Raw genomic sequence first — 11,983 nt, 5'->3', positions numbered from 1 at the left:
GCGTCATGGGTCCGATCAACGACGCCGCGAAGGGCAGGCCGGCCTGGGCGCCTCCGGTGCTGCGGGGCGACCGGCTCGAGGCGGGCCTGCGCACGCTCGAACTCGATGTGCGCGGCCGGCTCGACGGGCTGCTGCAGGGTAACCATCTCGGTCTGGTGCCGGGGCCCGGCTCGGAGCCGGGGGAGGCGCGGCCGTACCAACCCGGCGACGACGTCCGCCGGATGGACTGGGCCGTCACCGCCCGGACGACCACGCCGCACATTCGCGAGACCGTCGCCGACCGGGAACTGGAGACGTGGGTGGTGGCCGACCTGTCCGCCAGCCTCGACTTCGGGACGGCGGTGTGCGAGAAGCGTGATCTCGTCATCTGCGCCGTCGCGGCTGTCGTGCACCTGACCCGCGGCGGCGGCAACCGCATCGGCGCGCTGATCTCCAACGGCGCCGAGACCGTGCGCCTGCCGCCGCGTGGCGGGCTCGCGCACGCTCGCAACCTCGTCCGCAGGGTCGCGCAGATGCCCCGCGCACCGGAAGGCACGCGCGGGGACCTCGGCGCGCTCGTCGACCAGCTGCGCCGGCCACCGCGACGCCGGGGCCTGGCCGTCGTGGTGTCGGATTTCCTCGGCGACACCGGCTGGGAGCGGCCGCTGCGGGCACTGTCGGCCCGGCACGACCTGATCGGCGTGGAGGTAATCGACCCGCGCGACGTCGACCTGCCCGAGGTCGGGGACATCGTGCTGGCCGATCCGGAGACCGGCAGGCAACGTGAGGTGCACGCCTCGGCGTTGCTGCGCAAGGAGTTCGCCGCTGCCGCACAGGCCCACCGCGCCCAGGTGGCGCGGGCGCTGCGGCAGGCCGGTGCCGGGCATCTGGTGCTGCGGACCGATTCCGACTGGATCGCCGACGTCGTGCGGTTCGTGGTGGCGCGCAAGCGGGGCTGGTCGGGAGCGGCGTCGTGAGCCTCACCGGATTCTCCTCGCCGTGGTGGTTCCTGCTGCTGTTCGTCGTGGCCGCCGTGGTGGCCGGCTACGTGCTGGCGTTGCGGACCCGGCGCAAGCGGACCCTACGGTTCTCGAACCTGGAGTTGCTGGAGCGAGTGGCGCCGCGCGGCAGGCGCTGGACACGGCACGTGCCGGCGGCACTGCTGGTCGTGTCGCTGCTGTTGCTGACCTTCGCGCTGGCCGGGCCGACCGCGGAACAGAAGGTGCCGCGCAACCGGGCGACGGTGATGCTCGTGATCGACGTGTCGCTGTCGATGGAGGCCACCGACGTCGCGCCGACGCGGCTCAAGGCCGCGCAGGACGCCGCGAAGCAGTTCGCCGAAGGGCTCACGCCCGGGGTGAACCTGGGGCTCATCTCGTTCGCCGGCACCGCCACGGTCCTGGTGGCACCGACGACCGAGCGCGACGGCGTGGTGCGCGCGATCGACAACCTCAAGCTGGCCCAGTCGACGGCGACGGGTGAGGGCATCTTCGCCGCGCTGCAGTCGATCGAGAGCTTCTCGGCGGTGGTCGGCGGAGCCGATGGCCCGCCGCCCGCGCGGATCCTGCTGATGACCGACGGCAAGCAGACCGTGCCGCAGGACGAGTACGCCCCGCGGGGGGCGTTCACGGCAGCGGGCGTGGCCAAACAGAAGGAGATCCCGGTGACGACGATCTCGTTCGGCACCTCGCACGGGTCGGTCGAGATCGAAGGCAAGCAGATCCCCGTCGAGGTCGACGACACCTCGATGCGGGAGATCGCGCGCCTGTCGGGCGGGGATTTCTACAAGGCCGCCACGGCCGACGAGCTCAAGGAGGTCTACGCCAGCCTCGGCGAGCAGATCGGCTACGAGACGAAGAACGTCGACGCGAGCAGGCCGTGGGTCGTGCTCGGCACCATCGTTCTCATCGGTGCCGCGGGCAGCTCGCTGTTCCTCGGTCAGCGACTGCCCTGACCGGCTAGGAGCCGGCGAAGTCCAGCTGCCGCCACGCCTCGTAGACCACGATCGAGGCGGTGTTGGTCAGGTTGAGCGAGCGGGATGTCGGCAGCATCGGCAGCCGCAACCGCTCGGTGACCATCGGGTCGGCGAGCACGTCGTCGGGCAGGCCGGTCGATTCCGGCCCGAACAACAGCACGTCGGTCTCGGCGTAGCGGACGTCGGTGTAGCGGCGCGTGCCGCGGGTGGTGAAGGCGAAGACCCGCTCGGGTGCCAGCGCCCGCCACGCGGCGGCGAGGTCGGCGTGGACCCGGACGTGCGCGAGGTCGTGGTAGTCGAGCCCGGCCCGGCGCAGGTACTTGTCCTCCAGCGAGAATCCGAGTGGCTCGATCAGGTGCAGCTCGCAGCCGGTGTTCGCGGCGAGCCGGATCGCGTTGCCCGTGTTGGGCGGGATCTCGGGGTGGTAGAAGACGACCCGGAACACGTCGTTGATCTTCTCCTGTTCATGCGTGTGTCGCCCGTGCGAACCGTGGTGGCCACGTCGGCGCACCACGATTCTGCCGATCCCGCATCCCCACCACAGGAGGACCCCATGGTCGCGCGTCCGCGCTCAGTGTCCCGGCGACGTTTCCTCGGCTACGGCGGCGCGGGCGCCGCCGCCGTTCTCCTCGGCACCGGCGCCTGGAACGCGTCGGGCACCTTCGCCGCACCCCGGGTCGACGGCAGCCCGTTCGCGCTCGGTGTGGCCTCCGGCGACCCGCTGCCCGACGGCGTGGTGCTCTGGACCCGGCTCGCCCCGGACCCGTTCGCCGAGGACGGTCATGGTGGCATGCCCGCGCGCCCCGTCCGGGTCGAGTACGAGGTGGCCGTCGACGAGCGCTTCCGCGGTGTGGTGAAGCGGGGCAGCGTTGTGGCGACACCGGAGCTCGGGCACTCCGTGCACCCGGAGATCAGCGGCCTCGCGCCGGACCGCGAGTACTACTACCGCTTCCGCGTCGGCGGCGAGATCTCCATGACCGGCCGGACCCGCACGACCCCGGCGCGGTCGGCCAACCCGAAGGAGCTCAGTTTCGCGTTCGCCTCCTGCCAGGCCTGGCAGGACGGCTATTACACCGCCTACGACCACCTGGCCGAGGAGGACCTCGACCTGGTGGTGCACCTCGGCGACTACCTCTACGAGTACGGCGTGGCCAACAACCGGCGGGGCGTGGTCACCGATCCGAAGTTCCACACCGAGACGACCGGTCTCGCGCGCTACCGCCTCCAGTACGGGCTCTACAAGTCCGAGGAGCCGTTGATCCGGGCGCACGCCCGCTTCCCGTGGATCATGACGATCGACGACCACGAGGTCGAGAACAACTGGGCGGGCGACATCTCGGAGAACGACGACGACCCGGCGACGTTCCGGCAGCGCCGGGCGCAGGCGTTCCAGGCGATGTACGAGAACATGCCGTTCCGCAGCGAGCAGATGCCATCGGGGCCGGAGGTGCGGCTGCACCGGCGGATCTCCTACGGCCGGCTCGCGGAGTTCACGATGCTCGACACGCGCCAGTACCGGGACGACCAGCCGTGCGGCGACGGGGCGTCCGCCACGTGTGACGAGCGGTTCGATCCGGAGCGCACGATCCTCGGTGCCGAGCAGCGGGACTGGGTGTTGCGCGGGTTCGGCAGCTCGCGGGCGCGCTGGCAGGTGCTCGGCAACCAGGCGCCGATGGGGCAGACCGACCGGGACCCCGGTGAGGCGACGGAGGTGTGGACGGACCCGTGGGACGGCTACGTCGCCGAGCGCGACCGGCTGCTCGCCGAGGCCCAGGACCAGGGAGTGCGCAACCTCGTGGTGATCACCGGCGACCGCCACCAGAACTACGCGTGGGACCTCAAGCGCGACTTCACCGATCCCGACTCGCCGACCGTGGGCAGCGAGTTCGTCGGCACGTCGATCACCAGCGGCGGCGACGGCGCGGACATGAACAGCGACGGCGAGCGGTTCCTCGCCGCCAACCCGCACATGAAGTTCTTCAACGGCCAGCGTGGCTACGTCCGGGTCCACGTCGACCGGCAGCGGTGGCGCAGCGACTTCCGCGTGCTGCCCTACGTGACCCGGCCCGGCGCCCCCATCAGCACCCGCGCCAGCTTCGTCGTGGAGGACGGCAGGCCGGGCGTGCAGGCAAGCTGACCTGCCTGCACGCCCGGCCTGCCTGGTGCCGGCTGCCGCGGGGAGCCGGCACCACAGCGCGTCGCTCAGCCGCCGAGGGCGGACTGCTGTGCCTTGAGCACGGCCTCGCGGATGTGGTCGGGCGGCGCCGTCGGGCGAAGGGTGTCGAGGCTGACCCACACGTACCGGTTGGCGCCCTGCAGCAGGAGCTCGCGGTCGCGGTGGATGCGGATGCCCAGCACGAGCGACGTGGTTCCGACGTGCTCGATGCTGAGACCGACGCCGAGGTCGTCGTCGAACCGCGCGGGAGCCCGGTACTGCAGGGTCGTCTCAGCCACCACCAGATCGACGCCGTGGTCGGTGGTGTAGTGCTTCGAGCCGAACACCACCTCGTAGAACTCGAACGCCGCCATGTCGGCGTAGGCGAGGTAGTGGGCGTTGAAGACGATGCCCTGCTGATCGCATTCGTGGTAGCGCACGCGCAGCGGCATCGTCACGACCGGTGCGTGGTGGAGGTCGACCATGCCCGCACGCTACCGCTGTGGCCAACACCATCCCTGGTTACCAGCCGGTATCGGCGCCGCGCGCGCGACCGCCGTCCAGGGAGCCGATAACCTCACGGCGGCAGGCCGCGGCAGGCGGCCGAGCGACACGGTGGAGGAGTTGTTTCGTGGGACGGTCCGTTCTGGTCACCGGTGGCAATCGGGGCATCGGCCTGGCGATCGCGCGCGGTCTCGCCGAGGCCGGGCATCGGGTCGCGGTGACGCACCGGGGCTCGGGCGCGCCGGAGGGGCTCTTCGGTGTGCAGGCCGACGTCACCGACACCGAGCAGATCGACGCCGCCTTCAAACAGGTGGAGGAGCACCAGGGCCCGGTCGAGGTACTGGTGTCGAACGCCGGCATCACGGACGACACCCTGCTCATGCGCATGAGCGAGGAGCAGTTCACCCGGGTGATCGACGCGAACCTGACCGGCGCGTACCGCGTGGCCAAGCGTGCGTCGCGCAACATGCTGCGGGCCAAGTGGGGCCGGTTCGTGTTCATTTCCTCGGTGATCGGTCTCTCCGGCGGAGCGGGCCAGGTGAACTACGCCGCCAGCAAGGCGGGCCTCGTGGGCGTCGCCCGGTCCCTGACCCGGGAGCTCGGCTCGCGCAACATCACCGCGAACGTCGTCGCGCCCGGCTTCATCCAGACCGACATGACCGACGAGCTCACCGAGCAGCAGCGCGCCGCCGCCCTGGCCCAGATTCCAGCGGGCCGTTACGGCGAGGTCACCGACGTGGCGAACGCGGTGCGTTTCCTCGCCTCCGACGAGGCCGGCTATATCAACGGCGCCGTGCTGCCGGTCGACGGCGGCCTCGGGATGGGCCACTGACCCGGCGGCGTGGCCGTCGCTGACGAATCGAACCGTGCGAAGTGGAGGACAGGTGTCCGGACTGCTCGAAGGCAAGCGGCTGCTGATCACCGGCGTGATCACCGACGCGTCGATCGCGTTCCACGCGGCGAAGACCGCGCAGGAGCAGGGAGCGACGGTGGTGCTCACCGGGTTCGGCCGGTTGTCGCTGGTGGAGCGGATCGCGAAGCGGCTGCCCGAGCCGGCGCCCGTGATCGAGCTGGACGTGCAGAACGCCGAGCACCTGGACACGCTGGCCGACCGGGTGCGGGAACACGTCGACGGCCTCGACGGCGTGCTGCACTCGATCGCCTTCGCGCCGCCGAGCTGCCTGGGTGCGCCGTTCATGGACGCCCCGGCCGAGGACGTCACCAAGGCCGTCGACATCTCGGCCTACTCGTACAAGGCGCTCGCGAAGGCCGTGCTGCCGCTGCTGGGGCGGGGTTCGTCGATCGTGGGGATGGACTTCGACGCCCGCGTGGCCTGGCCCGCCTACAACTGGATGGGCGTGGCGAAGGCCGCGCTGGAGTCGGTCAACCGCTACCTCGCGCGCGACCTCGGCCCCCAGGGCATCCGCGTGAACCTGGTCGCCGCAGGGCCGGTGAAGACCATGGCGGCGAAGTCGATCCCGGGTTTCGAGGAGCTCGAGAACAGCTGGGGCGACCGCGCGCCGCTCGGCTGGGAGACCACCGATCCGACGCCGGTCGCCAAGACCATCTGCGCCCTGCTCTCCGACTGGCTGCCCGCCACCACCGGATCGATGGTGTGGGTGGACGGCGGTGTCCACGCGACTGGCCAATGAGGACGGTGGTCACCGGGTGACCACGACCACCTGGTGACCGTCCTCGCGTGTGGTGGGGTCGGTGCCGTGCCGTTCGCGCTCGCGGGTGGCGGCCTCGGGCGGAGGGTGCCGAGGCACATCCCGCTCGTCGCGGCAGCCGTCTCGTCGAGCCCGCGGGACCCGGCATGCCGTTACCGGGGGACACCCGGTCGCAACCCGGGTCTGCGTGCCGGCCGCCACAGCGGGAAAATGGACGTCGTGAACTACGACGCGCTGCTGTGGTTGTCCTTCGGCGGTCCCGAAGGACCCGAGGATGTGATGCCGTTCCTCGAGAACGTCACGCGGGGCAGGGGAGTCCCCCGTGAGCGGCTGGAGGAGGTCGCCGAGCACTACCGGCACTTCGGAGGCGTGTCGCCGATCAACCGGCTCAACCGCGAGTCGATCGCCGCGGTCGAGCGGGAACTCGCGGCCCAGGGGCTTGAGTTGCCGGTGTACTTCGGCAACCGCAACTGGCATCCCATGGTGGAGGACACCGTGGCGCGCATGGCCGCCGACGGCGTGCGGCGAGCCCTCGTCTTCCCGACCAGCGCCTACGGCGGCTACTCGGCGTGCCGCCAGTACGACGAGGACATCGCGCGGGCCCGTGAGGCCGTCGGAGACGGCGCGCCCGAGCTCGTCAAGCTGCGGCAGTTCTTCGACCACCCCTTGTTCGTCGCGGCGATCGCCGACGCGGTGCGTGCCGCCCACGCCGAGCTGGGGGAGGGCACGGCCGCGCGCACGGTGTTCACCGCGCACTCGGTGCCGCTCAGCGCCGACGCCGCCGCAGGGCCGCCCGGTGAGGGCGGGCACCGGTACTCCAAGCAGATCGCCGAGGCCGCCCGGCTCGTCGCCGAGCAACTCGGCATCGACGAGTACGACGTGGTGTGGCAGTCGCGCTCCGGCCCGCCGCAGGTGCCGTGGCTGGAGCCGGACATCGTCGACCACATCGACGCGCTGCACGAACAGGGCGTGGACGCCGTCGTGGTGTGCCCGGTCGGATTCGTCTCCGACCACCTCGAGGTGATCTGGGACCTCGACAACGAGGCCGCCGACCGCGCCAAGGAGCTCGGCATGGGCTTCGCCCGGGCCGCGACGCCCAATCACGACCCGCGTTTCGCCGAGCTGGTGGTGGAGCTGGTCCGGGAACACACCGCCGGGGCCGAGGTCCGCAAGCTCTCGAAGTTCCCCGCGGCCGGCTGCACCGCCAACGGGGCTCCGTGCGCGCCTGGCTGCTGCGAGCCGGCGGCGCGCCCGGCCTGATCGGGCCCGGGTCGCGACTGGCCGCGACCCATCCAGGCTGGTGTATAACGTCCTATACGGCGTGGCCTTCGGCGGCATACCCGCGTATGAACGGCCACCTGCGACCCACGGCCGGACCCGCCAAGTACGCCGACACCGTCGTGTGCACGCTCGGCACAGTGATCGCCACGCAGATCCGGCCGGCTCTCGGGTACCGGTGAGCGTGCTCGCCGTCAGGACCGGTTGGCCTGCTCCGCGAACACCCGCACCGCCTCATTGACGGCTGCGCAGCGCGCCGTGCGCACGGCGTCGGCGAGAGGACGCAGCGCGTCGGCCCGCCGGGTGGCCGCCGAGGCCGACAGGGCCCCGCCCGGTTCGTCGGCGTGGGCGAGCGCGAGAATCGCGCCGACCTCCTCCGCGCGCTGGAGCACGCGCAGGGCACGTCCCGGCGTGCCGGGGGGCCAGTCGGGAGCCGGCCGCGACCGCAACCGCGCCGACAGCTCGGCGCGAACCCCGGGGCGCTCGCTGGCCACGTCGAGGGCCTTCAGCGCGCCCGCGCTGTCCCTGATGGCGTCGGTGAGCCCGTGCTCGGCCTCGGCGAGACCGACATACTCGGGCACGGTCTCCGCCACCATCGGGTACACCGTCCAGCGCACCAGGCCTTCGGCGATCGCCCTGGGCACGATCCCGTGGCCGAGCCCGGCGAACACCACCGCCTCGCCCGCGCGCAGGGCGGCGTCGGTGAAGGCCCCGCCACCGCCCAGCCCGCGCACGTCGCCGGGAACGGGCAGCACGAGCCGCGCGTCCGTAGCACCGAGCCGGCGCAGCGCGCCGAGCAGCTGGGCCGGCTGCGCGGGAAACCCACCGGTCACCGGCAGGTCGAAGGTGTCGGCGGAGGCACGGTCGGCCGCGACGACCTCGTGCGCCTCACCCCACGCGAGGAGGGCGTCGAGCGCGTTGTCGGACGCGGCGGCACCGTGCAGCCACGCCGAGGACCAGACGGCAAGCGTCGCACTGGGACAGCACACAGCGTCCGAGACTACCGGCGTGCTGGAGTCGCTCCACGTCGACGTGGGCCCGTGTGGTCAGTAGCGTCGTAGGCGTGATGGCGTCTGCACCCCAAGACCTGCCCCGCACCGCGGGCGAGCTGCGCGCCGCCGGACACACGCCGCGCAGCGTGAAGACCGAGATCCACGACAACCTGCTCGCCGCGCTGCGCGCGGGGGAGGACCCGTGGCCAGGCATCGTCGGGTTCTCCCGCACCGTGCTGCCGCAATTCGAGCGGGCGTTACTCGCCGGCCACGACGTGGTGCTGCTGGGCGAGCGCGGCCAGGGCAAGACCCGGCTGCTGCGGACACTCGCGGGACTGCTCGACGAATGGACACCCGTGATCGAGGGCTCGGAGCTGGCCGAGCACCCACTCGCGCCGATCACGCCGGCCTCACGACGCCGGGCCGCCGAGCTCGGCGACGACCTGCCCGTGTCGTGGCTGCACCGGAGTCACCGGTACACCGAGAAGCTCGCCACACCCGACACGTCCGTCGGCGATCTCATCGGGGACGTCGACCCGGTCAAGGTCGCCGAGGGCCGCAGCCTGGGCGACCCGGAGACCATCCACTTCGGTCTGGTGCCGCGGGCCCACCGCGGCATCGTCGCGATCAACGAGCTGCCCGATCTCGCCGAGCGCATCCAGGTGGCCCTGCTCAACGTCATGGAAGAGCGCGACATCCAGGTCCGCGGCTACACCCTCCGGCTTCCGCTCGACGTGCTGCTCGTCGCCACGGCCAACCCCGAGGACTACACCAACCGAGGCCGCATCATCACGCCGCTGAAAGACCGGTTCGGCGCCGAGATCCGGACGCACTACCCACTGGACCTCTCCGCCGAGGTGGGCGTGGTCCGGCAGGAGGCGGAGCTCGTCGCCGAGGTCGGCGATCCGCTCGTGGAGGTGCTGGCCCGGTTCGTGCGCAACCTGAGGGAGTCGAGTGTCGTCGATCAGCGCTCCGGGGTGTCGGCACGATTCGCCGTGGCCGCCGCGGAGACGGTCGCCGCCGCAGCCCTGCGCCGCTCCGCCCTGACCGGGGAGCAACCGGCGGTGGCACGCCCCATCGACCTGGAGGCGGTGCCCGCGGTGCTGCGCGGCAAGCTCGAGTTCGAGCCGGGTGAGGAGGGCCGCGAACACGAGCATCTCGTGCACCTGCTGCGTCTGGCCGTCGCCGAGACCGCCCGCGAGCGCTTCGCCGGGCTGAACCTGCGACCTCTGGCGGAGGCCGTCGCGGACGGTCACCTCGTGGCCACCGGCGAACGCGTGCCCGGCAAGGACCTCCTCGAAGCGCTGCCGGAGCTTCCCGTGCTGCACGAGGTCGCGCAGCGCTGCGGCGTGGGCTCGGGCGAGGCGCCGGGCCGGATCGCCGCGGCCGTCGAGCTGGCCCTCGAGTCGCTCTACCTCAACCGCAGGCTGGCCAAGGACGCCGACGACGCGACGACGGTGTACGGACCATGAGCTCACCCCTGCCCGAGAACTACGCGTACGGCCCGTACCACGACGGGCCCGACCCGCTGGCCCCGCCGACGGATCTGCGCGACGCGATGGACGAGATCGGACGCGACGTGATGGCCGGGTCGTCACCCCGGTCGGCGTTGGAGGAGCTGCTGCGGCGGGGCACACCTCGCACGGCGGGCCTGGACGAGCTCACCCGTCGGGTGTGGGAGCGTCGCGCCGAGATCCAGCGCAGGCATCGGCTCGACGGCACCCTGCAGGAGGTGCGCAGGCTGCTCGACGAGGCCCTGGACGCCGAACGACGGGCGCTGTTGCCCGACCCGTCCGACGACGCCCGGTTCCGGGAGGCGCAGCTCGACGCGCTGCCGCCCGGCACCGCGGCCGCGGTGAGCGAACTCGCCGACTACGACTGGACCTCCGAGACGGGCCGCGAGAACTACGAGCGGATTCGCGAGCTGCTGGGGCGGGAGCTGCTCGATTCGCGGTTCCAGGGCATGAAGGAGGCGTTGCAGTCCACCACGCCCGAGGACGTCGAGCGCGTCAACCAGATGCTGTCGGACCTCAACGCCCTGCTGGCCGCGCACGCCCAGGGCTACGAGGACATCGACGAGCGGTTCGCCGAGTTCATGCGCAGGCACGGCAAGTTCTTCCCGGAGAACCCGCGCGACATCGAGGAGCTCATCGACGTGCTGGCCGCGAGGGCCGCCGCCGCGCAGCGCATGCTGAACTCGATGACGCCCGAGCAGCGTGCCGAGCTCGCCCAGCTGTCCCAGCAGGCGTTCGGCGACCCGCGCGTCGCCCAGCAACTGTCCACGCTGGACGAACAGCTGCGTGGTCTGCGCCCGGGTGAGGACTGGACGTCCTCCCGCCGGTTCCGCGGTGGCGACCCGCTCGGCCTGGCCGAGGGCGCGCAGGCGATGACCGACCTGGCCGAGCTGGACGCGCTCGCCGAGCAGCTCTCGCAGGGCTACCCGGGCGCGCGGCTGGAGGACATCGACCTCGAGGCCCTGGAACGGCAACTCGGGCCGGACGCCGGTGTCGACGCGCGCAGGCTCGCCGAGCTGGAACGCGAGCTGCGCAGGCAGGGAGTGTTCGAGCGGGCACCGGACGGCTCGCTGCGGTTGTCGCCGAAGGCGTTGCGCAGGCTGGGGGAGACGGCGCTTGCGGACGTGGTGCGGTCGCTGCGCGGTCGCACCGGCGACCGGGACACCACGTCGGCCGGCGCGGCGGGCGAGCCCACCGGGTCGACCCGGGCATGGCAGTTCGGGGACACCCAGCCGTGGGCGGTGTCGCGGACCGTGCGCAACGCCGTGCTCCGGACGGCGGCGCGGCGATCCGGCGGCGCCGTGACGCTGGATGTGTCCGATGTGGAGGTCGTGGAGACCGAGCACCGGTCGCGGGCGGCGGTGGCCCTGTGTGTGGACACGTCGTGGTCGATGGTGCAGGAGGGCCGCTGGCTGCCGATGAAGCGCACGGCGCTCGCCCTGCACCAGCTCATCTCGACGCGGTTCCGCAACGACGCTTTGCAGCTCATCACGTTCGGCCGCTACGCCGAGGCGGTGGAGCTGTCCGAACTGGTCGGTCTCGAGGGCGCGTGGGAACAGGGCACCAACGCCCACCACGCCTTGCTGCTGGCCGGACGCCACTTGCGCAGGCACCCGGACGCGCAGCCCGTGGTGCTGATGGTGACCGACGGCGAGCCGACCGCGCACCTCGAGCCGGACGGGGTCGCCGAGTTCGACTACCCGCCCAGCCCGCGCACGCTGTACAAGACTCTGTCCGAAGTGGACAGGCTGGCGAAGCTCGGCGCGGCGTTGAGCGTGTTCCGGCTCGGGGACGACCCGCGTCTGGCGGCGTTCGTCGACCTGCTCGCGCGCCGCGCGGGCGGGCGGGTGCTGGCGCCGGACTTGGACGGCCTCGGTGCCGCCGTGGTCGGCGACTACCTGCGCCACCGCCGCTGA

Annotated in this window: 11 protein-coding genes; 8 read left to right on the top strand and 3 right to left on the bottom strand. The window is 72.0% G+C overall.

Going from position 1 to position 11,983, the window contains the following annotated elements; all coding sequences use genetic code 11:
- Positions 1-5: 5 nt before the first annotated feature.
- Positions 6-956, top strand: coding sequence for a DUF58 domain-containing protein (locus tag ACFSZT_RS19285; protein ID WP_377391007.1), 951 nt, complete (start codon positions 6-8; stop codon positions 954-956).
- Positions 953-1,933, top strand: a complete 981-nt coding sequence (locus ACFSZT_RS19280) for a VWA domain-containing protein (protein ID WP_377391005.1) — start codon at positions 953-955, stop codon at positions 1,931-1,933. The genes ACFSZT_RS19285 and ACFSZT_RS19280 overlap by 4 nt, the downstream gene beginning before the upstream one ends.
- Positions 1,934-1,937: 4 nt before the next feature.
- Here the strand turns inward: ACFSZT_RS19280 and ACFSZT_RS19275 are convergent, their stop codons facing one another.
- Positions 1,938-2,399 (bottom strand): tRNA (cytidine(34)-2'-O)-methyltransferase, encoded by a 462-nt coding sequence (locus ACFSZT_RS19275; protein WP_377391003.1) that lies wholly within the window; start codon positions 2,397-2,399, stop codon positions 1,938-1,940.
- Positions 2,400-2,507: 108 nt separating this feature from the next.
- Between ACFSZT_RS19275 and ACFSZT_RS19270 the strand changes: the two genes are divergently transcribed.
- Positions 2,508-4,091, top strand: a complete 1,584-nt coding sequence (locus ACFSZT_RS19270; protein ID WP_377391001.1) for an alkaline phosphatase D family protein — start codon at positions 2,508-2,510, stop codon at positions 4,089-4,091.
- A 65-nt stretch (positions 4,092-4,156) separates the two neighbouring features.
- Here ACFSZT_RS19270 and ACFSZT_RS19265 read toward each other — a convergent pair whose 3' ends face one another.
- On the bottom strand, positions 4,157-4,594 hold the full coding sequence (locus ACFSZT_RS19265) for an acyl-CoA thioesterase (RefSeq protein ID WP_377390999.1): 438 nt from the start codon (positions 4,592-4,594) through the stop codon (positions 4,157-4,159).
- A 146-nt stretch (positions 4,595-4,740) separates the two neighbouring features.
- On the opposite strand from ACFSZT_RS19265, the gene fabG reads away from it, so the two are divergent.
- From fabG to ACFSZT_RS19250, 3 genes are all read left to right on the top strand, one after another.
- On the top strand, positions 4,741-5,445 hold the full coding sequence (gene fabG, locus ACFSZT_RS19260) for a 3-oxoacyl-ACP reductase FabG (RefSeq protein WP_377390997.1): 705 nt from the start codon (positions 4,741-4,743) through the stop codon (positions 5,443-5,445).
- Between the two features lie 52 nt (positions 5,446-5,497).
- Positions 5,498-6,265 carry an enoyl-ACP reductase FabI gene (gene fabI / locus ACFSZT_RS19255; protein WP_377390995.1) on the top strand — a complete coding sequence of 256 codons (768 nt, stop codon included), beginning with the start codon at positions 5,498-5,500 and terminating at the stop codon, positions 6,263-6,265.
- 237 nt (positions 6,266-6,502) lie between these two features.
- Entirely contained in the window at positions 6,503-7,543 is a 1,041-nt protein-coding gene (locus ACFSZT_RS19250) for a ferrochelatase (RefSeq protein ID WP_377391581.1), read from the top strand.
- Between the two features lie 212 nt (positions 7,544-7,755).
- Here ACFSZT_RS19250 and ACFSZT_RS19245 read toward each other — a convergent pair whose 3' ends face one another.
- Complete coding sequence (locus ACFSZT_RS19245; protein ID WP_377390993.1) at positions 7,756-8,550, bottom strand: hypothetical protein; 795 nt, start codon at positions 8,548-8,550, stop codon at positions 7,756-7,758.
- 77 nt (positions 8,551-8,627) lie between these two features.
- Here ACFSZT_RS19245 and ACFSZT_RS19240 point away from each other — a divergent pair, with 77 nt between their 5' ends.
- Entirely contained in the window at positions 8,628-10,025 is a 1,398-nt protein-coding gene (locus tag ACFSZT_RS19240; protein ID WP_377391578.1) for an ATP-binding protein, read from the top strand.
- Positions 10,022-11,983, top strand: coding sequence for a vWA domain-containing protein (locus ACFSZT_RS19235; protein ID WP_377390991.1), 1,962 nt, complete (start codon positions 10,022-10,024; stop codon positions 11,981-11,983). Before ACFSZT_RS19240 ends, ACFSZT_RS19235 begins: the two co-directional genes overlap by 4 nt.

Origin of the sequence: Prauserella oleivorans, from assembly GCF_042685745.1 — a bacterium.
Taxonomy (GTDB): domain Bacteria; phylum Actinomycetota; class Actinomycetes; order Mycobacteriales; family Pseudonocardiaceae; genus Prauserella_A; species Prauserella_A oleivorans.
Note: the sequence above shows the minus strand (reverse complement) of the source record. Positions and strands in the feature narration are given on the sequence as shown.

Coding starts and splice junctions, on each gene's coding strand:
- ACFSZT_RS19265 (WP_377390999.1), bottom strand. CDS start 4,594: ATGGTCGACCTCCACCACGCACCGGTCGTGACGATGCCGCTGCGCGTG.
- ACFSZT_RS19235 (WP_377390991.1), top strand. CDS start 10,022: ATGAGCTCACCCCTGCCCGAGAACTACGCGTACGGCCCGTACCACGAC.
- ACFSZT_RS19240 (WP_377391578.1), top strand. CDS start 8,628: ATGGCGTCTGCACCCCAAGACCTGCCCCGCACCGCGGGCGAGCTGCGC.
- ACFSZT_RS19285 (WP_377391007.1), top strand. CDS start 6: ATGGGTCCGATCAACGACGCCGCGAAGGGCAGGCCGGCCTGGGCGCCT.
- ACFSZT_RS19270 (WP_377391001.1), top strand. CDS start 2,508: ATGGTCGCGCGTCCGCGCTCAGTGTCCCGGCGACGTTTCCTCGGCTAC.